The 25573-nt window shown below is 48.2% G+C and carries 15 protein-coding genes; 7 read left to right on the forward strand and 8 right to left on the reverse strand.

The genetic code is table 11. From position 1 onward, the window contains the following. Positions 1 to 7 precede the first annotated feature (7 nt). Both VIM72_RS04285 and VIM72_RS04290 read right to left on the reverse strand, forming a co-directional pair. On the reverse strand, positions 8 to 2041 hold the full coding sequence (locus VIM72_RS04285; protein WP_332001629.1) for a RagB/SusD family nutrient uptake outer membrane protein: 2034 nt from the start codon (positions 2039 to 2041) through the stop codon (positions 8 to 10). Between the two features lie 10 nt (positions 2042 to 2051). After that, positions 2052 to 5258 (reverse strand): TonB-dependent receptor, encoded by a 3207-nt coding sequence (locus VIM72_RS04290; RefSeq protein ID WP_332001630.1) that lies wholly within the window; start codon positions 5256 to 5258, stop codon positions 2052 to 2054. A 195-nt stretch (positions 5259 to 5453) separates the two neighbouring features. Here VIM72_RS04290 and VIM72_RS04295 point away from each other — a divergent pair, with 195 nt between their 5' ends. Both VIM72_RS04295 and VIM72_RS04300 read left to right on the forward strand, forming a co-directional pair. Further along, positions 5454 to 9425, forward strand: a complete 3972-nt coding sequence (locus VIM72_RS04295) for a hybrid sensor histidine kinase/response regulator transcription factor (protein WP_332001631.1) — start codon at positions 5454 to 5456, stop codon at positions 9423 to 9425. A gap of 77 nt (positions 9426 to 9502) precedes the next feature. Next, entirely contained in the window at positions 9503 to 12400 is a 2898-nt protein-coding gene (locus VIM72_RS04300) for a polysaccharide lyase family 8 super-sandwich domain-containing protein (RefSeq protein WP_332001632.1), read from the forward strand. A gap of 66 nt (positions 12401 to 12466) precedes the next feature. Here VIM72_RS04300 and VIM72_RS04305 read toward each other — a convergent pair whose 3' ends face one another. Then, positions 12467 to 12883, reverse strand: coding sequence for an STAS/SEC14 domain-containing protein (locus VIM72_RS04305; RefSeq protein ID WP_332001633.1), 417 nt, complete (start codon positions 12881 to 12883; stop codon positions 12467 to 12469). A 124-nt stretch (positions 12884 to 13007) separates the two neighbouring features. Here VIM72_RS04305 and VIM72_RS04310 point away from each other — a divergent pair, with 124 nt between their 5' ends. Then, positions 13008 to 13898 carry an NAD(P)H-binding protein gene (locus VIM72_RS04310; protein WP_332001634.1) on the forward strand — a complete coding sequence of 297 codons (891 nt, stop codon included), beginning with the start codon at positions 13008 to 13010 and terminating at the stop codon, positions 13896 to 13898. A gap of 3 nt (positions 13899 to 13901) precedes the next feature. After that, the gene (locus VIM72_RS04315; RefSeq protein WP_332001635.1) at positions 13902 to 14816 is read left to right on the forward strand and encodes a helix-turn-helix domain-containing protein; all 915 of its coding nucleotides are present in this window, start codon (positions 13902 to 13904) and stop codon (positions 14814 to 14816) included. An 8-nt stretch (positions 14817 to 14824) separates the two neighbouring features. Here VIM72_RS04315 and VIM72_RS04320 read toward each other — a convergent pair whose 3' ends face one another. Together VIM72_RS04320 and VIM72_RS04325 are read right to left on the reverse strand one after the other, a co-directional pair. Further along, on the reverse strand, positions 14825 to 17272 hold the full coding sequence (locus VIM72_RS04320; RefSeq protein ID WP_332001636.1) for a M1 family metallopeptidase: 2448 nt from the start codon (positions 17270 to 17272) through the stop codon (positions 14825 to 14827). A gap of 161 nt (positions 17273 to 17433) precedes the next feature. Then, the gene (locus VIM72_RS04325) at positions 17434 to 17769 is read right to left on the reverse strand and encodes a DUF4870 domain-containing protein (RefSeq protein ID WP_332001637.1); all 336 of its coding nucleotides are present in this window, start codon (positions 17767 to 17769) and stop codon (positions 17434 to 17436) included. Positions 17770 to 17977: 208 nt separating this feature from the next. On the opposite strand from VIM72_RS04325, the gene VIM72_RS04330 reads away from it, so the two are divergent. Together VIM72_RS04330 and VIM72_RS04335 are read left to right on the forward strand one after the other, a co-directional pair. Then, on the forward strand, positions 17978 to 19855 hold the full coding sequence (locus VIM72_RS04330) for a helix-turn-helix transcriptional regulator (protein ID WP_332001638.1): 1878 nt from the start codon (positions 17978 to 17980) through the stop codon (positions 19853 to 19855). Between the two features lie 40 nt (positions 19856 to 19895). Next, the gene (locus VIM72_RS04335; protein WP_332001639.1) at positions 19896 to 20366 is read left to right on the forward strand and encodes a hypothetical protein; all 471 of its coding nucleotides are present in this window, start codon (positions 19896 to 19898) and stop codon (positions 20364 to 20366) included. On the opposite strand, the gene VIM72_RS04340 is transcribed toward VIM72_RS04335, so the two are convergent. Beyond that, a complete protein-coding gene (locus VIM72_RS04340; protein WP_332001640.1) occupies positions 20363 to 21199 on the reverse strand; it encodes a hypothetical protein in 837 nt (278 codons plus the stop codon). The genes VIM72_RS04335 and VIM72_RS04340 overlap by 4 nt on opposite strands. Positions 21200 to 21392: 193 nt before the next feature. On the opposite strand from VIM72_RS04340, the gene VIM72_RS04345 reads away from it, so the two are divergent. Beyond that, positions 21393 to 23015, forward strand: coding sequence for an NADP-dependent glyceraldehyde-3-phosphate dehydrogenase (locus VIM72_RS04345; protein ID WP_332001641.1), 1623 nt, complete (start codon positions 21393 to 21395; stop codon positions 23013 to 23015). 69 nt (positions 23016 to 23084) lie between these two features. On the opposite strand, the gene VIM72_RS04350 is transcribed toward VIM72_RS04345, so the two are convergent. Together VIM72_RS04350 and VIM72_RS04355 are read right to left on the reverse strand one after the other, a co-directional pair. Beyond that, positions 23085 to 23795, reverse strand: a complete 711-nt coding sequence (locus tag VIM72_RS04350) for an SDR family NAD(P)-dependent oxidoreductase (RefSeq protein ID WP_332001642.1) — start codon at positions 23793 to 23795, stop codon at positions 23085 to 23087. 208 nt (positions 23796 to 24003) lie between these two features. After that, positions 24004 to 25573, reverse strand: a 1570-nt coding sequence (locus VIM72_RS04355) for an alpha-galactosidase (protein WP_332001643.1), incomplete at its 5' end; no start/stop codon positions are given.

The following is a 25573-nucleotide window of genomic DNA, read 5'->3' on the forward strand; positions in this document are numbered from 1 at the left end:
TTTAGATTTACCAGCCTTCGTTTTGTACCAGTAAGCGGTTAAGATTGAGCTCATAAGTAGGCTTGGGCAACATAACGTGCCGTGCGCTCACATTACGTACTCCCTGTAAACCGTTGGGATTACCGGTGGAAGTAACGCCTGCCCCATTGGAGGTGGCCCATGCAGCGAAGTTCTGCATGTCTGCCACAAAATTTCCCCAGCGGATGAGATCCGCTTTCCTTACTGCTTCAAAGCACAGCTCCCGCATTCTTTCATCACGGATGGCCAGCTGGAATGCGTCCTTACTAAGACCAGGTGTAAGATCAGATTCGTTGCCAATGGTAATAGCAGCCGTTGCTGTGGCGGCCTCACCGGCATAGGTAAATACCGCACCGGTTACTGCAGCATCGGATGCGCCGGATGTATTTGTTGGCGCTGTATTGGTAGAAGTACCGGCCGTTGTTACCGTATATACGTTACCGTTATTAGTGACCTGTGTGCCAGCTGCATAGCTGATACCAGGCGTCCAGAAAGTGCCTATTACTACAACAGGTGCGGAGGTATAGTAAGACCCTGCAGTTAAGGCGCCGGGGCTGTTCAGGTAAATACCGGTTACCTTCCCTTCTGCAATGATGGCCGTACCGGTAGCGCCATTACCGCCACCGCCGGTGATGCTCACTGCAGGCGCTTTCGTGTAGCCGCTACCGGTATTCGTCATGATAATAGATTTTACTACATTGCCATTCATCAACCCATATCCTCTTTTTCTTACCTGGTTAATATAAGTATACGCGTTCGTTGGCCCGTTCACGTAGTTCTCTGCTTCTGCGCGCATCAGCAGCACATCGGAATAACGGATCATGGGCCAGTTGATATTATAGGTACCGCCTACCCCATTGGTGTTGCGGATTGCCTGCGGCACATATTCTCTCCTGAACTTACCGGCGCACATCTGCCAGGGATTGGGCCGGGCTGCTTTTACACGGGGATTGGTACCGCTGTAAATGTAGTTGGCGCAGTTCCAGTCGCGGCGTATATCCAGTGAAGGCTTATTAGGACCGGCAGTGCTGTTGGGGTCTGTTTCATAGGAATCGAACAGTTTCTTTGTAACCCATACCCATGCCGCGGAGTTGTAGGACGTGGAATCCAGTGCAGTGAGCGTGGATTGTATGCCCACAAAGTTACCGATATCATTGCCTGATTTATTTACTACGCCGGCGGCGGCGCCGAGAGAGCCCAGCTCCCAGATATTCTCTCTTACATCGTACTGGTCGGTAGCAAGATTGATGAATACCTGGCGGTAATCAGGGTTCAGCGCATGCAAACCGGACTGGATCACTTTATCTGTATAAGTGATCACGTCCCGGTATTTGGCGGTGTTGTTCTGCGGGTAACCTGCCCAGTAAAGATACACGCGCGCCAGCATGGCCTGCACGGCGGTGAGCGTTACCACGTCATTGAATTTCGCCTGGGCGACCGTATAATCTTTCAGCAGTGTTTCTGCTTCTTTCATATCCTTTTCCACCTGTGCATATACATCCGCCTGCTTAACAGGAGGAATGTTTACGTCGTCTATAGCAGGCGTGTGGAGCACTACCGGCACATCTCCATAATTACTGGTAAGAATAAAATACAGGAACCCGCGGAGGAACAATGCCTGCCCTTTGATGATATTCCTGCGCCCTTCATCCATTGCAGGCTTATTGATATTATCCAGCAAAGTATTGAGGTTATTGATGCCCACATAGGCATAGCGCCATATGTTGGCGATATGTACCAGGGAAGCATCATAATTATAACGGAGCCCGCGCGCATCTCCGTCTGCTGTGCGGTTCGACATTACTTCATCTGTAGTGGATACAAAGTTGAAGCCCATCACCTGTGCATACAGCTCAGGGCGCATCAGGTCGCCGTACACGCCATTCAGTCCCTGCTGCAGCTGCGCTTCTGTTCCGTAATAATTATCGGTGGTATAAAAATCCGTCGGTTTTGTATCGAGGAATTTTTTGCAGGAAGTAAATCCTGCTATTGCTATACATGCCAGGATGCAAATACGTTTCATGTTCATCATTTTAGAAGGTTACATTTAAACCGGTCACATAAGACAACGAGTGCGGGTAAACGGCATAATCAAAACCCGGGGTAAGGTTGCCCGGCCTGCCGCTCACTTCCGGGTCCATACCGGAGTACTTCGTCCATGTATAAATATTCTGTGCGGCGCCATAAATGCGTACATTCTTTATTTTCGCACGCTTCAGCAGGGCGCCGGGCACATTGTATCCCAGGGAAACCGTTCTCAGTTTCAGGTAAGAGCCATCCTCAATTACACGGGAAGAATAAGCCGCATTTCCCATACCGCCTGCACGGAACAAGGTATTGCTGGGATTCGTGGGCGTCCAGCGGTTGGCGTAAGTGGCAAACTGGTTAAGATTCGGATTGTTTACAATGCCGCCTTCAAACACATAGCGGTTGGCATTAATGATATCGTTACCATAAGACCATTGCAGTAATATGTTCAGATCAAAATTGCGGTAACGGAAATCGTTACTGAAGCCGCCGGTATGCTTAGGCAAACCGCTGCCGATAATAGTGTAGTCCTGGTTGTTCACCTGCAGATCCCCGTTCAGGTCTTTGTATTTAATATCGCCCGGGCGGATGGCGTTACGTGCTGCGCCATTGGTAGGCACATCCGGTTTTAACAGGTAAGTGCCGTTAGGCATCGCATCAAAATCACTGTATTGGTATACGCCATCAAACACCAGCCCGTACATTTCTCCCAACGGTCGTCCTATCACTGAAATATAAGGAAACAGGCCGGAGTAGGTGGTATTGAAAAAAGTACCGGAACCGGAAAGGATAGATTGCTGTCCTTCTGCCAGCGATTGTATTTTGTTTTTATTAAAGCTGATGTTAAAGCTGCTGTTCCAGCTGAAATTCTTACTATCTGCAATCACGCCGGAAACGGAGATCTCCAGTCCCTTGTTCTGCAACCGGCCTACGTTCTTGAATCCCTTTGCGCTCTCTACTCCGTGCGCATAGGGCAATGCGGCATCCAGCAGGAGGTCTTTGGTGGTGCGTATATAAGCATCAACAGTAAGCGTAAGCCGGTTTTTCAGGAAAGCCATATCTAAACCGATATTGGTTTGTTCGTTGGTTTCCCAGCGCAGGTTGGTATTACCGGAAGAAACCATTACGGCGCCGATACCTAAAGGACCATTGCCCGAGGAATACCAGTATTGATTATTGGTGAGTTGTAATTGTGGAAGATAGGCAAAGTCGCTCACCCGGTTATTGCCCGATGCGCCATACCCCAGCCTGATCTTTGCATCGGTAATGAACTTTACCTCTTTCATAAACGCTTCGCTGCTGAAACGCCATGCTGCTGATACAGCGGGAAAATACCCCCATTTATTACCGGCGGCAAACTTGGAAGAGCCATCTGCACGGACAGAGGCGGCGAAAAGATATTTTGAGTCGTAATCGTAGTTCACGCGCAAAGCACCGGAGCCCATGGTCCAGCGGGAGCTGAGCGACAACAGCGAGGTATTGGCCGGCGCTGCCAGGTCAATGGCATCCATACCCAGGTCTTCATTCGGGATCTGGTTTGCGGAGAACCTGCGTTGCGAATTTTTATAGCCCTGTGCTTCAAATACACCGAGCACGGTGAGGTGATGCAGCTTATTCCAGCTTTTGCGGTAGGTAAGCGCGTTCTCTGAACGCCACAAAGAGGTGGGCCGGAAATCTACGCTGCCGTTCACGCCATTGGAATTCCATTTACTGCCGGACTGCGTTTTGGAATTGTTGAAGATATCGATCTCCGTATTCACGGTATTGATACCACCGGCTATACGTAAAGTAAGGTCTTTGGTGATGGCGTATTCTGCGTATGCGTTGGCAAACAGGTTATTCACCCTGTTCATGGTATACTGGTTCTGGATATTCTGTAAGGGGTTCACGCGGTAATCCTGGTTATTGGCCAGTTCATTGCCCGGGTCATAAAACTCATCTACCAGGTTCACACCGCTGTCGCGCCCATTAATACTGGTGGTGGGCCGGAATCCCCATACCGAATAAAGCGTGGTGGCAGATGCGTAGAAATTAGTGGCTGATACCGGGATACCATAACTTTCATTGTAGGCGTAGTTGGCATTGATCCCTACCTTCAGTTTACTGCTCACCGTCTGATCCAATGAAAACCGGCCCTGGTAGCGCTTAAAACCACCGTTGATAATGATGCCCTTCTGGTTATTAAAGTTACCGGAGAGTGAATACCGGGTTTTATCATTTCCACCGCGCACGGCAATGTCGTGGTTCTGATTCTGGCCTACCTGGTAAATAAAATTCTGCATGTCAATGGATTCCTTGTTACGGTAATCGTCCAACTTGGCGCCACCGGCCAGGTACACGGAATCATAAATGCCGGGATTTATATCTCCCACATACCTCACAAACTCGTAGGCATCCATTAACCGGATCTTGTTAGGCACCTGCTGCCAGCCGTAATAACCGTTATATGTTACCTGTGGCGCACCTGATTTACCTTTCTTTGTGGTGATGAGAATAACGCCGTTGGAACCACGGGCGCCGTAGATGGCGGTGGCGGAAGCATCTTTTAATACGTCGATGGATTCAATATCGGCAGGACTGATCGCGTTGGCATTAGAGCTTTCCGTTGGGAAACCATCGATCACATACAGCGGGGAATTATCTTGTGTGATGGAGCCCGCACCGCGGATCACGATATTGGAAATGGAGCCAGGCTGTCCATCATTACTTGCTACCGCTACTCCTGCTACCCTGCCTGCCAGCGCTTCGTCGAACGACTTTACCGGCGCCTTCTCAAAGTCTTTCATGTTCACACTCCCTACAGAACCGGTCAGGTCTTTACGCTGCTGGGTAGCATATCCTACTACCACCACATCGTTGAGCGTGCCGGCCTGTTCGCTCATCCGCACATTATATTCTGTTCTGGCATCTAACAGCTGTTCCGTTTTTGCGAAACCGATAAACGTGAATACCAACGTAGCTCCCGGAGCTGCGGAAATAGTGAAGCGGCCGCTCCCATCGGTACTGGTACCGGTTTTCGTATTCTTTACCATTACAGTGACCCCGATCAGCGGCGTACCGTCTTTGGCACTTACCGTACCTGACACCGTTTTTTTCTGTTGTGCAAAAAGGGAAAGCGGGATAAATAAGATCCACATGACTCCCGTAAAAAAGTAATTAAAGGCAAAGCTCGACGCTCCTCCCTTACTGGTTGATTGGCATCTCTTTTTCATAATAATTGTGGAATTGTGCGGAAATACGGTTGATGCACAAATATGTGATAACCAGTCCGGATAGCAGGGGGATAATCATAAATGATTGGGGGGAATTTTATAAATCCTCCTTCAACCTGCTGATTATCAAAATAGTAAAAGACTGAAATTTATAAAAAACACCCTTTCGGGTGAATACAATGCTTATATTAGCGAATGATTTTGAGGTGCTTCCCGCTCTTATGCCTGCTGATCCTCGCTGTTTTTATCAAAAGCAGCGGGCAGGATATAACGTTCAGTCATCTCACCGTAGAAGACGGGTTATCGCACAACGCCGTCTTATCCATTTCACAGGATCAACAGGGATTCCTCTGGTTCGGCACCAACTATGGCCTCAGCCGATATGATGGGCACCGCTTTAAAATATACCGCCACCGGGGAGACGACAGCAGCTCCCTGCCAGGCAACCAGGTAATGAGCCTGTACCGCGACCGGCAAAATGTGCTGTGGATTGGCACTACCGCCGGCCTGGCAAAATATGACCCGGTACAGGACCGCTTTGAACGCATCTTACTTGATCCTTCCATTCCCATCAGCATCAATTGTGTGTATGAAGATACCAAAGGCCGGCACTGGTTTGGCGCCAACAACGGGCTTTATATGCGACAGGGCAACAAACAGGAATTCTTTACCCCGGGAAAGATCGCGGGCTATGTGGTGCGTTGCGTGTATGAAGATAAAAAAGGCAACCTCTGGATAGGTACCAATAACGGGCTCACAAAGATGAGCGGTGATAACTTCACTACCTTCCGGCATGAAGACGGGCAACCTTCCGGTCTTGCCATGAACTTCATCACTTCCATCACGGAAGATCCCTCCGGCAAATTGTGGATTGCCACCCAAACAGGTGGTATCAATATATATGACCCTGCCACCGGGCATTTTTCATTGCTGGCCCAACCAGGCATTGTCAATAATATAGTAAGACGGATACTGCGCGATAAAACCGGCAATATGTGGGTAGGCACGCAGGAAGGTATCAGCATCATAGACCCGGCGAATATGAGCAGCCGCCATTACCAGCAAAACTCCGGCAGGAGTAATAGTCTCAGCCAGAATTCCGTTCATAGCATTTATGAAGATAACAACGGCTCTATCTGGATGGGCACCTATTTTGGCGGTGTAAACATTGTACATCCTTATGGTTCCCCGTTCACGGACTGGCAGCAGCATCCCCTGCTGAACGGCATCAGCAATAATGTGATCAGCAGTATCCATGAAGATGCCCGACATAATTACTGGATCGGCACGGAAGGCGGTGGCCTGATGTATTTTAACCGCGCCACCGGCAGCTTCACCCGTTATAAACACGATGCGGGTAATCCTTCCAGCCTCGGCTCTAACCTGGTGAAAGTAGTGTATGAAGATAAGGATCATAATATATGGACCGCTACTCACGGCGGCGGTTTGAACCTGCTGGAGAACGGCGGCTTCAAACGCTTCTTCTTTAATACCAAAGATGCCAATACTTTCTCCCGGGAAGTAACCGCCCTGCTGGAAGACAGCAAGGACAGGTTCTGGATAGGCACCAACAACCTGCTTCAACTTTATCACCGTAAAGGCCATGAGCTGGAAAAGCGGGCCGATTCCGCACTTACGGGCATAGCCACGCATCAGTCTGTCCGTTATATTTTTGAAGATTCCCGCCACCGCATCCTGGTAGGCACCATCAGCTACCTGTATGTATTTGAAGGCGACTCCATGCGGGTAATTCAACAGGGATATGTTAATTCCATCCAGGAGGATTCAAAGCACAACATCTGGGTGAGCATGTACTTCGGAGGGCTGATCAAATACGATTCCAACCTGGTACAACAGGTACGCTATACTGAAAAAGACGGCCTGCCGAATGATAATATCATTGGGTTGCTGGAAGATGACCAGCATTATTTATGGATCAGCACATATAATGGACTGGTGCGTTTTGATCCTGCCCGCAACAGTTTCCGGACCTATACTACCAGGGACGGCATTGCCGGGAATGTATTTAATTACAATTCTTTTTTACGCGATAGCCGGGGCGAATTTCTCTTTGGCGGATATAACGGTATCACCAGTTTCTTTCCCAACAAGATCATCACCAACACCCATCCCGCTCCCATGCGCTTTACCGGTCTTCGCCTGTTCAACAACCTGGTAGGCATCGGGCAGCAGAACGGGTTGCTGGAACAGGATATCAGTTACACCAAAGCCCTGCGGTTCCACCACAACCAGGAAGTGTTTACACTGGAATTTGCCTTGCTCAATTATGTAAAAAGCAGTAAGAACCGCTATGCGTACCGGCTGGAAGGTGCGGACCGCGACTGGATAGAAACCGATAATCCTGCGGTAACTTACACGAACCTGTCGTCAGGTCATTATACCTTCTGGGTGAAAGGCGCCAACAATGATGGTATCTGGAGCGAACCTGCAAAAATGGAGATCACCATCCTGCCTCCATTCTGGCAAACCTGGTGGGCCTACGCCATTTACCTGTTATGCCTGATCCTGTTGTTCTTCTTCGTTACCCGGTTCTTTTTCCTTTGGGCCCTGCTGCGCAAAGAAGAAGAACTGCACCAGGTGAAACTTAACTTCTTCACACACGTATCTCATGAAATACGTACCCACCTTACCTTCCTGCTGGTGCCGGTGGAGAAAATGATGGATGTGCTGAAGAAAGATGACCCGCTGCAGTCTACATTATTGCAGTTAAGGAACAATGCCGACCGGCTGCTGAAACTGGTGAATGAATTGATGGACTTCCGCAAAGCAGAAACCAATCATCTTAGATTGCATGTACAGGAACAGGACCTGATCCCCTTCCTGGATCATATATATACCAGCTTCCGGGAAATATCGCTCAACCGGAATATCACCATGGTGTTCCGGCATGAGGTAGAACATGCGTGGGTTTATTTTGACCGGGAACAGCTGGAAAAAGTATTCTTTAACCTGCTCAGCAACGCATTTAAATTCACACCCGATGGCGGCCGCATCCAGCTGCATGTAACGGCTTCCCGGCAAAATACCGTGATCACGGTAACCGACAATGGCCGCGGTATTGCCCCCGCGTATCTCGACAAACTGTTCACCAACTTCTTCCAGGTACAGGATCATGGCTTACAGAATACAGGATACGGCATAGGACTGGCGTTGTCCAAAAATATTGTAGAGCAACATAAAGGTACGCTCACGGTAGAAAGCGAACCCTCCACACCGGAAAAAGAAGGGCGTACCTGCTTCACTGTGTCGCTGCCTGCCGGCGCCAAACATTTTGAAGGCTCCCAACATGTGGTGGGCGGCGCCCCTCCCGCTCCCGCCCCGCTGGCAAAACCAACCGTTGCACCGGAAGAACCGGGTATCACGGTAACGGGTACACTACAACCTTTCACCATTCATATTGTGGAAGACAATCCCGAACTGCGGGCCCTCATCAGCCAAACCTTCCGGGACCAGTACCTGGTGCTGGAAAGCGTAAACGGGGCCGATGGCCTGGCCACCGCCACTGCACAGCTCCCCGACATCGTGATCAGCGACGTAATGATGCCGGAAATGGACGGACTGCAGCTATGCCAGGCCCTCAAAACAGATGAGCGCACCAGTCATATTCCCGTGGTACTGCTTACCGCCAAAAGCTCTCAGACAGACCATGTAAGCGGGCTTGAAACCGGGGCCGACCTCTATCTCACCAAACCTTTCAGTACCAAAGTACTGGCGCTCAATGTAAGGAACCTCATTGCCTCCCGGGAAAAAATACGGGAACATTTCAGCCGGCAGCTGCAAACAGCGGCAGTCATACCGGATGCTTTGCCCAACAGCCTGGACAACGCCTTCCTGGAAAAAGTAATGGCACTGGTGGAAGAACATATGGACGACCCCGAATTCGGCGTGGAAATGCTGGCCCGCAAGGTAGCCATGAGCCAGCCGGTGCTGTACAAAAAACTGAAGGCCGTCACCAATATGTCGGTGAACGATTTTGTAAAATCGCTGCGACTGAAAAAAGCGGCCGCACTGATACGTACCCGGCAACATACCGTGTACCAGGTGGCTTATATGGTGGGGTACAACGACCGGAAATATTTCAGCCGTGAGTTCAAAAAACAATTCGGAAAAACGCCTTCTGAGTTTGCGGAAGCTCCTGATTTGTGAAAAATCCCCCCATTTACTCGGAAAAACCACCCCATCCGGCAGGCGGGGATCGTTAGATTTGTTACAAATCCACTGTTATGAAAATCAGACTTTTACTCCTCCTTTTCGGGCTGTTTGGCCTTACGCCTGTTGTATGGGCGCAAACCACCTACACCACTATCATGGACCGTATCCGGCAGGAGCTGCTGTCGCAGGCCAGCAACACCACCACGCTGGACAACAATGTAGCCAGCACGCTGGCTACCCTGCAATCCGACGGTTCATGGCCGGATGTGAGCTATGCCTACAGTTCCACCACCTATACCGCGGATGTGCACATCAACCGGGTAAAAACTTTCGCGCAGGCCTATACGAAATCTGCCAGTACGTATTATCATAGCAGCGCCCTTTTCACGGCTATAGTGAGCAGTCTCACGTATTGGAACACCACCGATCCGCAAAGCTGGAACTGGTACCACAACCAGATCTCCAATCCCCAACGCATCGGCGAGATCCTGATCCTGCTGGATACGGCGCCGCAAAGCCTGGGCAGCCTGCGTAATGCGCTGCTCACACAAATGAACCGCGGCAACCCCACCAGTCAGACCGGGGCCAACAAACTCGACGTGGCTACACATTTCATGTACCGGGCCTGCCTCACCGCCAACGATTCCCTGATGCAATACAGCGTGGACCAGGTATTTTATCCACTGGTGCTCACCACCAACGAGGGCATCCAGCACGACCTATCGTACCATCAGCATGGGCCGCAATTGTATTTCTTTGGTTATGGTTCCGTATTTGTAGAAGGCGAAACCAAGGTGGCCTATTATCTCCGTGGTACGCCGTATGCGCTCTCCGGCGCCCGCTTATCCGTGTTCAGCAATTTTGTGCGGAACGGTTTCCTCAAAGCGATGCGGGGGCGCTATATCGATTATGGCACAAATGGGCGCAGCATCAGCCGTGTAAATAATTTAGCCGTTGGCGTTACTGCCCACCTGGAAAAACTCAAAGTGCTGGATACTACCCATGTTGCTGAATACAATGAAAACATAGCCAGGCTGAATGGTACACAGGCGCCAGGTTACCTGCTTCCTGCCCTTCACTCCCACTTCTGGCGTTCGGATTATACCCTGCATCACCGCAGCGGCTACCTGTTCGGCCTGCATATGACCTCCACCCGTACCGCCAAACAGGAAAACGGGAATGGCGAAAACCTGAAAGGATATTACCTGTCAGACGGTTCCACCCATATTGCCGCCAATGGCAGCGAGTATTACAATATTCCTGCTGTATGGGACTGGAGCAGGATACCCGGCACTACCGTTCCATATATCACCACCATCCCGCTGCGTACGCCCTGGGGCGTGAACTTCGGCACCACCACGTTTGCCGGCGGCGTTTCCGACTCGCTGTACGGCGTTTCCGCGCTCCAGTTCTCCGATTACAATACGCAGGCGCGTAAAGCCTGGTTCTTTTTTGATAATGAAGTGGTTTGTCTTGGCGCCGGCATCAGCTCCACCGCCACCCAACCCATCAATACCACGGTGAACCAGTGTTTGCTTAACGGGTCCGTATCCGCAAATGTAAACGGCGCCGTAAGCACCATTACCAATGGCACTTACAGTTATAACAATACCCTGAAATGGATCACGCATAATGGCATCAGCTATTACTTTCCTTCCGGGGGCCAGGTGCAGCTCAGCATGCAATCGCAATCCGGCACTTGGAAAAGTATCAACAACGGCGGCACTACCACTGTACAGAACATGGATGTGTTCCAGTTGTGGTTCAACCACGGTAACGCGCCTACGAATGATACTTACGCCTATTATGTATTGCCAGGACAGAATATGGCCACGTATGATACCAGTGCCGTGCGCATTGAGCAGAATACCGCCGCCATGCAGGTGGTATATCACCGCGGGCTGAATATCCGGCAAATGGTATTCTACCAGGCAGGCACCTTCCATAGAGATTCAGTGACAATTACGGTAGACCGCCCATGTACCCTGATGCTGCGCGATGCAGGTACTTCCGATGTTAAAGTATCCGTTGCAGATCCATCACAATCATCTTCCCCGGTAACCATCCTGCTGAACCTGCCCGGTATACCGCAAACACGGCAGCTGGTGGCCAGCCTGCCTTCCGGTCCCTATGCCGGTTCCTCCGCCACTTACCATGTCGGTAACCAGACGCCGGTGTACACCGCAGCTGTTATCCCTGCAGTAGCCGACGCCTATGTAAGAGGCGGCTCCGTTTACGGTAGCGTGAACTATGGCGCAGAATCACTGGTACTGAAACAGGATGCCACTGTAAGTTATACCAGGGAAGTATTCCTGAAATTTAATGTAGGCGCGCTGCCGGCAGGTACCAACCAGGTAAAGCTGCGGATGTACGTGAACTATGCCAATACCGGTATTGCCACCGTGCCCTGGATTGCGCAATATGTGAGCAACGACAACTGGACGGAAACCGGCATCACCTACAATAATATGCCCGCCGCCACCAGTGCGGTAGATACCATCCTGGGCCGTAGCGCCGGGAATTATGCAGAATGGGATGTTACCAATATCGCGCTCTCGCAGCAGGCTGCAGATGGCGTACTTACCTTAAAACTGGTATCCGGGCTGGCAGGCGCTACTACCGACGCCATCTTTACTTCGCGTGAAAACAGCGATACTACCCGGCGCCCCATGCTCGTATGCAGCACGGGCAGCACATTACGGAAAATGATAAGCGCAAATGTAAACGAGGATAAAACAGATGGCGTGAACATCTATCCTAACCCTGCGGGCGCTGTTGTGTATGTAAGCACCGCCGCACATTGGCTGAAAGCGGAAATTCATGATACGGCAGGAAAGTCTATAAAGGCAGAGCGACTGGACGGCCGGCAGCAGTTTGAAATACAACTGGGCGATATCCGGCCCGGGATGTATTTGTTGGTGCTAAGCGGACCAGGAAAACAACTGGTGAAGAAGATTGTAAAGATGTAGTTGCTGCTTGTAGAAAATGGCCCATCATCCGGTTGGGTGATGGGCCATTTTCATTTCATTTTCTTCTCACGCATATTGCTGCAGCCACATCTTTGCTTCCTCATCATTACTAAACGACTTCATGGGAATAGGCGGCGCTTTCAGCTTAAACAGGATATTCATGATCAGCTTTGCCAGGCCGGGTTTTGAAACCATGGCCATGGCGGTATATACATGAGGTAATTGCTCCGTTGAAAACTTCCTGGTTGCTTTATCGGGAACAGGAGAATTGGTGAGATAGATGAGCAACGGCACTTTTTTATTGCCAGTGATTTCCTTTACCAGCTTAATATTATTTGAAATATTTTCCACCGTTCTCAGAATGCTTTTAGAGTAAGAATATAAAATACCGGATGGCTGATCGTAGTAGTAATCAGCTATTTCTCCTGTAATAAGGGGAATATTGTTGGGAGGGTTCATGGAGTAATTATCTTTTCTCTTCAAAATATAAATTTAAATAAATTTCTCAACTGAGGTTCACTCACACTTTAGCTACAACAACCAATGGTTTGGTTATTTCTGCCGGGCTTATTGTCTGGAAATTTGTGTAAACAAAATAACAGACAATATGAAAATCGTAGTAACCGGATCAATTGGCCATATCGGCAAACCGCTTGTACCCAGGCTGGTGGCAAACGGGCACCAGCTAACCGTGATCACCAGTAAGCAGCAGAACGCGCCTGTTATTGAAGCAATGGGCGCAAAAGCCGTAACAGGTTCCGTAGAAGATGTAAATTTGCTGACGGATACTTTCTCAGGGGCAGATATCGTTTATACCATGGTGCCCTCCTTTTATGGCGCTGCCGATCTGCTGGAGTTCTACAGGAGCGTGGGTGAAAATTATGCGGAAGCTATCAGGCAATCGGGGGTGAAACGGGTGATTAATTTAAGCAGTTTCGGCGCGCATCTCAGCAAAGGCACCGGCGTTATCCTGGGTGCCCATTACGTGGAGGAGATCCTGGATGAACTGGAAAACGTGCAGATCACCCATATGCGCCCTACTTCTTTTTATTATAATTTGCTATCCTTTGCAGATATGATCAGGAACCAGGGATTCATTGCTATCAACTGTGGCGGAAACGATCTGATACAACTGGTGCATCCCGATGATATCGCGGCAGCCATAGCAGACGAAGCGGCGCAACCCGGTACCCACCGGAAAATCCGTTATGTAATGAGCGATGAAAGGACCTGCAGCGAAATAGCCGCCGCCATAGGTAAAGAAATCGGGAAGCCGGATCTTGAATGGCGGCTGATCTCCGACGAAGAAGCCCGGAACAGGTATTTACAGGCCGGCGTTCCTCCTTTACTGGCACAGTATCTGACAGAGATATACAGCAGCCTTCATAACGGTAAACTGGCGGAAGATCTTGTTCATCACCGCCCTGAATACGGTAAAATAAAACTGGAAGATTATGCCAGGGAATTTGCGGTTATTTACAACGGGAAAAACAATTGATAAATGAGTAATCACCAGCCGAAACGGATACATAGCATTGCAGCGTTTCACCGCTACCGGGAATTACCGGAACCGGAAAACCCGCTGATCAGCGTTGTAAATGTAGAAGATATCAGCTACACGGGGAAAGCTGAATCACTGTTGCTCGATTTCTATTCCATTGCCCTCAAACGGCACCAGGATATCAGGTTTAAATACGGGCAGCAGCAATACGATTTTGACGCAGGCGTAATGTTCTTTGTGGCCCCCGGCCAGATATTCAGTATTGAGCATACTGCCGGGAAACCGGCCGACTGTTCCGGCTGGGTATTGCTCATACACCCGGATTTTCTATGGAATACGCCCCTGGCCAAAACCATCAGGAAATACGAATACTTCGATTATGCCGTTAACGAGGCCCTGTTCCTTTCCCCGAAAGAGGAAGCGGTGCTGAATAATATTGTAGATATTATCCGGAAGGAATATCATTCTTCTATCGATAAATTCACCCAAAGCATCATCATACCGCAGATAGAATCCCTGCTCAATTATGCGGAGCGCTTTTACCAGCGACAGTTTGTAACGCGTAAGATCACCAATCATCATATCCTGGCCCGTTTCGAGGAAATCCTTTCCCAGTACCTGGACAGTAACCAGTTGCTGCAAAACGGGCTGCCAACGGTGCAGTATATGGCCAGTGCGCTGAATATATCTCCCAATTACCTGGGCACCCTGCTACGCACTTTAACCGGCAAAAATACCCAGCAGCATATCCACGACAGCCTCATTGAAAAGGCAAAGGAAAAAATTTCCACCACGGCACTGTCGGTCAGCGAAATTGCCTATGAGCTGGGATTTGAGCATCCACAGTCGTTCAGCCGCTTCTTTAAATCCAAAACGGGCCTGTCGCCCCTGGCATTTAAAGCCGCTTTTAATTAACCTTCCTGTCATTTTGCTTCCTCAAGTGCTTTGAGAGCCATAGCCGCTATCTCTGCTGATGTGGTGTCATTCTGTTTCATTCTTATTTCTTTGATGCCTGTGAGATACCGGGAAATATAAGGAGCAGCGCCATCCTTTTTATATTTAATACCGATCAACTTTAATTCTTCAATTCCCTGGCGTATATACTCCCGGCTGTTTAACCTGCCGATCATCCCGGATACTTTCTCAGTAAGCTGTATCTGTTCCTGTACTGTTCCACTGGTATAGCGTTGATATACATACGGCCATTTAGCATCACCTCCCCTGGTAGCGTAAATCCCTATGATCTGCTGTGTGAGATCGCCTTCATTATCATTTTCAAATTTTTCGGCTTCCCGCACCGCTAATATGGAATCTATTCCGTTGATGCCATGAAGGCCTGCTGCCTCTACTTTATAAGATTGGCTGGTTAGTGCTTTCTTAAATAATGTAAAATGTGACGGATCTTTCAGAAGGGCCAATGTTACCAACGCTGATGTTCTGACTAATGTATTTTCATCATTGCCAGCCAGGTCAGCTAAAGCCGGGATAGCTGCCTGCCATAACTCCTGATTAATATTACGTGTATCCTCTTTATCCATGTCCAGGGCTTGTATTGCTTTGTTACGAAGACCAGAAAACCTGTCGTGCAGCGCGGCGATAATAATGCGCCGGGCCGCCTCGTTATCCCTGTTCCTGGAGGCAAAGTCCAAAGCTTCGTAGCGGTCAAGATAAAGCGGAGCATGAAAATATTGGAAAGCGTATTCGTCGGCCGTTTTGTGATCATTTTTCTGAGCCACCAATATTTTATCAGCATCCACATTTATCAAGTCCGGTTTTGCTGTTAGCTTAAATCTTAAAGTGTCGGCCCTGCCGTCTAATATCACTTTCCGGCGATCCGTCCTGTTACCGGTATAGCAATCTATTGCAACAGGCAGTTTAAATGTTTGGCCGTCCTGGCTCTGAGCAATAAAAACAGTTGCTGTTTTTGACCTTTCATCCCATTGATAGCTAATATCCAATATGGGGTGACCCGCGCCATAATACCATTGGTTAAAAAACCAATTCAGGTCAAGACCGCTGGCCTCCTCCATCGCCAGTCGTAGTTGCGTCGTTTCTGCATTTTTAAATGCGTTATTTACCAGGTAAATATGCAGGCCTTTATAAAAGACATCATTTCCTAAATAATTCCGTAACATGTTCAGTATACGACCACCCTTCTGATAAGTTACTGCATTAAAAACCTCGCTGATATTTTTGTAATAAAAATTGACCAGGGGAACTTTATGATTGACGGGATTTCCAAGATAGGCATTCAACCCGTTATTTACATGTTCGTCTGCGGCGTCTTTTCCATACTTGTATTCCAGCCATATGATTTCGCCGAAGTCTGCAAAGGATTCATTCAATGTTAAGTTGCTCCAGCTTTCACAGGTCACATAGTCGCCAAACCATTGATGGAACAGTTCGTGCTGAACGCCTGTACGATAATACTGGTCCATTAGCCCACGGCGGGTACTTTGACTGCCAAATACGTTGGCCGTGGTATTTTCCATGGCCCCACTTACATAATCACGGACAACGATGGCTGAGTATTTGTTCCACGGATAATCTATCCCCGTAACCTTAGAGAAAAAGCCAATCGCTTCAGGTACATCACCGAACATATCTTTTGCGTAAGGCGCATATGCAGGTTCCAGGTAATAACTAACTTCTTTTCCGCGCCAACTATCCCTATAGATTTTGAAATCACCCACTGCCATCATGAATAAATAAGGCGCATTAGGTTGTTCCATCTTCCACGTGTCGGTACGGGTACCATCTGCGTTCTTCCTTTGTGAGGCCAGGTAGCCGTTGGACAGTGTTACATAGCTGGCTGGAACCGTCATGCTTAATTCAGATGTCGTTTTCTGATTCGGCTTGTCAATTGTAGGGAACCAGCATGAGGAATTTTCGGGTTCTCCTTCTGTCCAAATCTCAACAGGTTTATTTTTTTCGCTGCCATCGGGATTAATAAAATACAGTCCCTTTTCATTTTTCCGGAGCCCTTTGCGCTCGTTCGGCTTTGCTGTGTAGGAAATATAAACCTGGTATCTTTCTGACCGGAGATAAGTCCTGTTTAGTTTAATGTTCAGACTTAAGCTGTCATAAGTAAATTTTAATGGCCTGGTATGTCCTTTGTCAATCAGCTCAACCGAATGAATATCCATCCCTTTCGCGTCCAGACACAAACTATCTGTCGGATAAAAATGCGGAACTAATGTAATCCATTCCTTTCCATACAAATAACATTTTTTGTAGTCAAACCGGACATCCAGTTTTGTATGAACGAGGTCGTTAATTTTCAACGGGGCAGGCTGATATGTACCCGTCTGCGCACATAGGCTGGCCGCTACCAATTGCGCTGTTACCAATAATATATAAGAATATTTCATGTCTGTTTTATTACTACAGTAAATATAGTACTATTTATTACATAGTACTATATTTACTGTATTTTTATAGGATTTATCTCAGACATGAAATCCTGGCGGAAAATTATGGGCGGATTTCCTTGAAAAAAAACAGGCTCATTTAGTCAGCACTATTACTTTTGCTATTCATCGATGAAATCAAATTTCCCCTCAAAAAACTTCCCTATACCGGGAATAGGACTGTTGGATTCATTGTTGGCAGCGATAATGCCGAATATAATCAGGACCAATGGAAGAAGGCCGGCTACAGATAAAATAATACCCAGCGAGGGGGTCACCGATGCCACAATGCCGGTAACAACAGCAAGCACCACCGAGAAAATAATAATGCCGAGCGACTGCCCCAGGTGATAGCTTACCAACGGGTTTCTTTCTTTCATTTTCTTATACTCAAGGTAGGCGGCAATCCAACCTATTATGGTAATGTAGGAAATGATAGCGAGTGTTTTGTTTGTCATAAGTGTTGTGTTTTGATATGCCCTAAAAGTATTTTCATATATGCTTTGAAACGAATTCCAGGCAGCTACAGAGGGTCTACTACCCTGGAAAGGCGCATCTACAATGCGTCTACGAAAAGTGTTACCAACTACTTATCAGTTATTTACGGATCAAGCATATTAATAACTCATATTCCCGCTGTTCCATCAGAACGCCTATTTTTGCTGCATGATAACTACCAGGCGTCTACAGGTTTGCCTTTTCATTTTACTCCTGGGCATCTGCCCTGGCAAAGCAGTGTGCCAGGATATACTCATTGATTCCCTGCGAAAGGCGCTTACTTCCGACACCCAACCGGAAAGCCGGATCATGACCACCGCCAAACTGGCGAGAGCCCTGTTCTACAAAAATGCTCATGAAGCTATCCACCTGGAACAGCAAGCCCTGGTAATGGGGAATTCCTTAAAAGATGGCCAGTATAAGGCCTTTACTTATGGCACGCTGGCCTACCTGTACGACCAGGTAAAAGATTATGCAGCCGTTCATACGGCGATCGACAGCGCCTTATATTACGCCGGGCGCACAGATAACAAACTGGTGAAAGGCTTTGTATGGCTGCGTAAGGGCATACTGGAATTTTCAGATGAGAAATATGACCAGTCGATGGCCAGCCTGCTGAAATCATTACAGCTACTGGAAGGAAAGGAAGCCTACAATTATGAGAATATTGCCTATTACTATATTGCCGGCATCTACTGGAGCAACCATGATATAGACAATTACAACAAGTTTATCCGCTTAAGCTGGCAAACGGCGCTGAAAAGTAACGATCCCGACGACCTGTGCAGGGGTTACCAGGCGCTGGGCAATGCCTTCCTGGAACGCTACCGGGCCGATACGGCCGCCCATGCCCTGCTGGATTCGGCGCTTCACTACAATAACCGCTGCCTGGAGGTGGCCCGTCAGCAGGAAGGCAGGATCGTATTCAGTAATACCGCGGCCGTCGCCGCACTCAATAACGGGGATATCTATTTTGAGTATTATCCTTCTGCATATAAAGACAGCGCCGAGAAATATATCAATATTGCGCTCACCATTGCCGGGAAGATCGGATACCCTGAGATAGTGGCCAACTGCTATGGCATATTAAGCGAATATGCACTGAAAGAAGGCCGGTACAGCGAGGCTGAAAAAATACTGCTGATGGGGCTTGCAAAAGCGGAAGAAGATTCTACCACGCGCGATTTTACCAAAGCCCGCATGCTGTCCGGGCTGGCCCGTGTGGCAGAGCAAAGCGGGAGTACTGCCAAAGCCCTGCAGTACTATAAAGACTATATGAAATACGATAAGGCCTACTTCAATTCCAGTAAGCTTACCAGTATCAATAAGCTCGCAGCCCAATATGAATCTGATCAAAAAGAACAGGCCCTCGCTGCACTAAAGGAAAAAGCGGCATTTAACAAACATCTCAACTTCATTTACTTTTGCCTCATCATCGTTGGCCTGATCGCATTCGTGTTCCTCTTCCGCTCCTATCACTTCCGGCTGAAAGCCGCCAAACAACGTCAGCTGCTGCTGGCAAAGGAAAAAGAAGACGCCGACCTGCAATCACAGCTCGAAGCCCGGCTGCGGGAAGAAGAAGCCGCCCGCCTGCAGGCAGAACAGGAATTACTGCTGGAGCGGCAGCAACGCCTCAATAAAGAATTGCTGGCAGGCACCCTCCGGGTACAGGAAAAGAGTGAGCTGCTGCTTACGCTCCGAAATAAGATCACCGGCGAAGCGGGGAACAGTAACATCCTGCGGCAAATGGACCGTATCATCAGCGAAGACCAGCGGCTGGATGAAGATTTTGAAACCCTGAAATCTGATTTCGCAGAAATACATCCTGATTTCTTTTCGCAACTGCAACAGAAAGCACAGAACAGTCTTACCCGGCTGGACTTAAAATATTGCTCCTATATCCTGATGGGCCTGTCCAATAAAGAGGTGGCCATGCGACTGGGAATAGCGCCCAAGAGCATCCGCATGGCCCGTTACCGTATCAAGCAAAAGCTTGGATTGGAGAAGGACCAGCAACTGGACCAGTATATTCAAAGCCTGGCCTGACTAAGCCGGAACCGTTTGTTAATCATTAATAAAGCATGTCATGGTAACAAAGAGAATAACGATCAATTACAACAGCGTACTGAAAGCTAAACTTTACTTTTTTTTTAAGAGAAGCCTGTGGAGATATTTATTCGCGATACTGATCATCGCGTATATTTTCCCGTTAAACCCGCCGGGCTTTTTGCTTTCAGGATTAATTTACTTTCTCCTCTTTGCTATAGTGATATTGGTACCGCTGTATCATTTTTCTTCCGTGATGATGGCGAAAAAAATTGACTTTGATGCGGAGGTCACCTTCAGCGAAGCGAATATTGTAGTAGTGCATAAAAACAAACAGTCTACGGAAACAAAAGACTGGACCTGGATCAGGAATATTGATATCACTGCAAACAATGTATGGCTGGTAACAAATGAATCGCCCCGTTTTCTTATCTCTCTCAGTAAAAATAAACTGTCTGAAAGTGAATGGTTATTTTTTGAAGAGATGAAGCGGAAGAAGCTGTCTGCTTAAAACAAACTCCCCTGCACCACTGCCGGCGGCACTGTAGGATGAAACAATCCCACAATGGTAAACGGCTGTCTGGAACTTGCATGTACATTTTGGGTGGTGCCCAGGAAGAAGTGCAGGTCAGTGTGCCGGGCGTATTCCTGCAGGTATTTTTTTCTCAGGTCATTAATGGCCTTTTGTTCTTTATCAGGTCCACTGTGCTTCTTCAGGCTTTTCCAATAGAGGGAGGCCAACTGCCAATCTTCCACCGGTAAGGTAATTTCCTTGTTCCTGCTGTCGGTGAAACGGAAAGAAAACTGGTAAGGCAGCTTTTTCATCACGGCAAAAGGATCTTCCGGTTGTTCAGCTACCCGGCCGCTTTCTTTTTCTTCCCGCAATTTCTCCAGGCGGCTGCTATCCCATTCCCGTTCAGTTTCGGCTGCCTCAAAACCCAGTACGCGGGTTGGTTTGAATACTGCCAGGGAGGTGTAAAACGCCTCGTGCTTTGCTTCCATGAGAACCGTCGACAGATCGCGGTATACATTTTTCAGTACAATGGCTTTTCTTTCGCTCCAGTGATCCTCTGTGCCGATGTGCCCAATCTTCTTTACAGGGGTCTCCATAGATACCGGCCTGAAACTTTCCAGCCTGAAATCCCTGGTATTCCTTTCCAGGTCCAGTTCTATCCAGTCGTACAGCTGGTATTGTTCTTCGTAACTTTTCTTTATAAAGGGAACCGGGTATATCCTGATAAACACACCGTCTTCCCTGAAACCGGCGATGCTCACCTGTTCATCATAATGGGAAGATAATGTGGGGTAACTTTTAACGGTGATCAAAACTTTCGTCAAAGGCATGCGCAACATATTTTAAAACAGCCAGCAAAACTAAGGGTTAATCATTGAAAATAAAAAAGTTAGCAACATTTTCAATCGCTCTTTTCATCTCCCTTAAAAATACCTGATAGATTTTTTATACGCCCCTATCGAAACATTCTATGTTTACTTTTCATCCTTATTTGTGTAATTTGTACGCATAAAATTTTAACACATGAGTTTTCAAGATGAGCTTAAGAAACTCTTTGTTGAGGAAAATGAAATACCCGAAGAGTTCCGTATTTCTGAAATTCATCAGAGAGAGTACCTGGTAAATGGAGAGATGAAACAATGGGATGGACCGGTGAGCGAGGTGTATTCTCCTATTAACATTCCTACGGCGGATGGCCTGAAGCGTAAGCTGATAGGCACTTACCCGTTAGGCACCGAAAAAGAGGCCTTTGAAGCGCTGGATGCCGCGCTTGCCGCATACGATAACGGTCGCGGCGAATGGCCTACCATGCGGCTGAATGAGCGTATTAACTGCCTCTCCGTATTTGCCCGTAAAATGACGGAGCAACGCACCCTGATCGTAAAACTGATCATGTGGGAGATCGGGAAATCCTATGCAGATTCCATCAAGGAATTTGACCGTACCATAGAATATATAAATGCCACAATAGATGCGCTCAAAGAAATAGACCGCAGCTCTTCCCGCTTTGAGATCAGGGAGGGCACTATTGCACAGATCCGCCGTTCCCCGCTGGGTGTGGTACTTTGCATGGGCCCATTTAACTACCCGCTGAATGAAACCTTCACCACGCTGATCCCTGCGTTGCTGATGGGCAACACCATTCTCTTTAAACCGCCCAAACATGGTACGCTGGTGCATTATCCCCTGCTGCGCGCTTTCATGGAATCCTTCCCCAAAGGCGTGGTGAATACGATATATGGCCGCGGCGCTTCCGTAATACCCGGTATTATGGCCACCGGTAAGATCAATGTACTGGCCTTTATCGGTTCCAGTAAAGTAGCCAACGATCTCCGCAAGCACCATCCCAAACTGAACCGCCTGCGCGCCGTGCTAAGCCTCGATGCCAAAAATGCTGCTATTATTACCCGGCATGCAGATATACAGGTGGCCGTGAATGAATCCATACTCGGAGCATTATCGTATAATGGTCAGCGTTGTACTGCCATTAAAATACTGTTTGTGCACCGTTCTATTGCCGATGAATTCAATGCACGCCTCAGTGAGGCTATCAGCAAAATGAAATTCGGTATGCCCTGGGAGAAGGGCGTACAGCTCACGCCCGTAGCCGAGCCCGGCAAGCCTGCCTATATCCGCGAGGTGCTGGACGATGCCATCGCCCATGGTGCAGCCGTTGTGAATGAAAACGGCGGCGCTACCCATGAATCATTTGTATTCCCGGCGGTAGTATATCCTGTAAATGATAAAATGAAACTCTACCGGGAAGAACAGTTCGGGCCGGTAATACCCGTGGTGCCTTACGACGAGATAGAAGAAACCATCGATTACCTCATCGAATCGCCACATGGCCAGCAGGTAAGTATTTTCAGCAATAACCCTGATGAAATAGCTACCCTGATAGATCCGCTGGTGAACCAGGTAAGCAGGGTGAATATCAACAGCCAGTGTCAGCGCGGACCGGATGTATTTCCTTTTACCGGCCGGAAAGACAGCGCAGAAGGCACCCTCTCCGTGCATGATGCGTTGCGCTCTTTCTCTATCCGGTCGCTCGTAGCTACCAAAATGAATGATACCAATAAAAAACTGCTGGAAGATATTGTGAATGAGCACAGCTCTGAATTCCTCAGTACCAATTTTATTTTCTAAACCATCATGTAAAAAGCCTTGCAGCGGATTGCTGCAAGGCTTTTGCATTAAACCTCATTAGCGGTTGTCCTACCAGGGAATTTCTCCGCCGTCTTTGAAGAACCTGCCGGTCACGGTCCTGTCGTCCAGCATTGCCAGCTGCACAATTGCCCTGGCGCCTTCTTCCACGCTTTTAAAGCCCTTAAACTGGTTCAGATCAGTGGCGGTATAACCCGGTGTAACACTGTTAACCGTAATATGCTCCCCGCGCAATTCATTTGCCAGCATAACGGTAAAGCCATTCAGCGCAGTTTTGGTAGCCCCGTAGCTGGAAAAATTACTCCAGTTAGGTGGTCTTTCAGCCGAGGTTTGCATGGTTAACGATCCTATTTCGCTGGATACATTAATGATGGAAGCGGCGGACGACTTTCTCAGCAGCGGCAACATCACCTGGGTAGTTTGAACGGCGCCGAAATAATTTGTTTCAAACAAAGCACGGAAGGCTTCCATGCTGTATTCCGCAATGTGCTGCGCCTGTTCCCCCGAAATACCGGCGTTGTTTATCAGCAGGTCAAGACTGTTCAGTTCATCCTTAGCCTTCCTGATACTTTCTATATCGGTTACATCGATATGGATGGGGGCCACATTGGCACTACCGGCGGCCTTTAATTTATCGGCCGCCTTTTGCCCGCTGAGAAGGTCCCTGCTGCCTAAGTATACAAAATTGCCTGCCAACGCCAGTTGCCGGGCTGTTTCAAAGCCTATGCCTTTGTTTGCACCTGTTATTAAAACGGTTCTCATAAAGTTTTGCTGTTAAATGAAAAATGGCTCCCCGGTTATCAGGGGGCGCCTGCACCGGATACAAAACTACCGGGGTTTGAGAAAGCAGTTGTAGCCAGATTCCATTAGTTTGTAGCCAAATGTCAGTATATGGTTTAGCGGTATCAGGAAGCGCATCAGGCAGAGAGAGGAGCTATACAGCAGACAGGGCATATCCGTACCGGTCTTCCTACTTCACATCTATATTTATTTTATCAATGTCCGGCATCCATCCTTTTGCATTGGAAAGTCTTATGGTGTTACGTCCTTTTGTTAGCCTAACGGCCACCGTTCTGTTGCCGGCTTTGGTAAGGGAGCCTGCATTCAGTTTTCTTACCAGGCTTTCTTTTCCATTTACCTGTACGGCAATATCCCTGTCGTCTGCACATAAGTAAGTGATGGTGAGCCGGTATATGCCGCTTTTATTGGCGAAAACATCCCGGAATTCAATCCAGTTACCGGCATTATTGCCCAGTGATACAGCTTTCGCGCCGCCGGAGCAACTGGTATCCCTGGCTACATCGGCCTGGTGGGGCTTTACCACTGTACTTTCCAGGAGGCTGTAATTATTCATGTAGCTATATTCCGCCTCAAATGTTTGCTGCAGTATATTTTCGGCGCCGGTTACTTTCAGCATTACTACCCCATGGGGAGGCACCTTTGCTGTAAAAGCGGTATCGGATAGTGCACTCAGATCCCGGTGCGCCCAAAGATCCCGCACTTTGATGTTGCCTTTTAAATGAAGCATTCTCCAGCTAACGGTCATATCTTCCGTGGTTTCGCCTGCGTTAAAAAGTACAACGGCCCTTTCTTTGCTTATCCTGCCGTTTAAATTCTTAGCCCAGATCTGCAATCCTTTCCCGTTATCCGCAATTAACCGGGCCTGCAAACCGGTAGTGTCCTGGTTTACAGCAATCACTTCGGTATTGGTTAAGATGTCTTTGGTTTGTTGGGATAGATTGGTTAAGTCGTTGCCCAGGATTAACGGTGACGACAGGATGCACCACAAACTAAAATGGCTTTTATCTTCTTCATTTGTTAATCCCCTGCCTACTTCCAGCATATCCATATCATTGTAATGCCCCTGATCTGCATAGGCGGCCAGGAAAGTATTTTTGCGGATGATGCTGACAATGCTCTTCCAGTCGGGCGTAATATCCTGGGAAATGCGCCAGGAGTTGGCGATTTTTGTAACCCATGTACCGGGGAACTGCCAGCGGCATACATTAAAGTTGATATCTGTTCTGCCGGTACGGTCTATGGCCTGTTTAACAGCAGTATACCTGGTTCTCTCATCAAGCTTTTGCTGTAACCCTCCACAAAAATCAACTTTTAAATAATCAAAGCCCCATGTCTTCATAAACAAATGAATATCCTGCTCATCATGCCCATATAAGCCTCCGCCAATTCCACCCTGTTGCGCATCCCAGATAGAGCCGCAGGTATTGGCACCTGCTTCCGAATAAAACCCGGCTCTTAATCCTTTCTGGTGGATGTAATCCGCCACTGCTTTCATCCCGTTGGGGAATTTTATACTATCAAGCCGGAAAGTGCCATCCGCATAACGCTGATTAAAATAGCCATCGTCTATATTCACATATTTAAATCCAACGGCAGATAAGCCGGATGCTACCAGTGCATCGGCCTGTTTTTTAATGATGTTTTCATTGATGTTCACCCTGTAATTATTCCAGCTTGCCCAACCCATCAATGGCGTTTTTATTTGCTGGGCAACTGAAGACGCAGAGATGGAACATATA

This window comes from Chitinophaga sp. (assembly GCF_036569185.1).
GTDB lineage: Bacteria > Bacteroidota > Bacteroidia > Chitinophagales > Chitinophagaceae > Chitinophaga.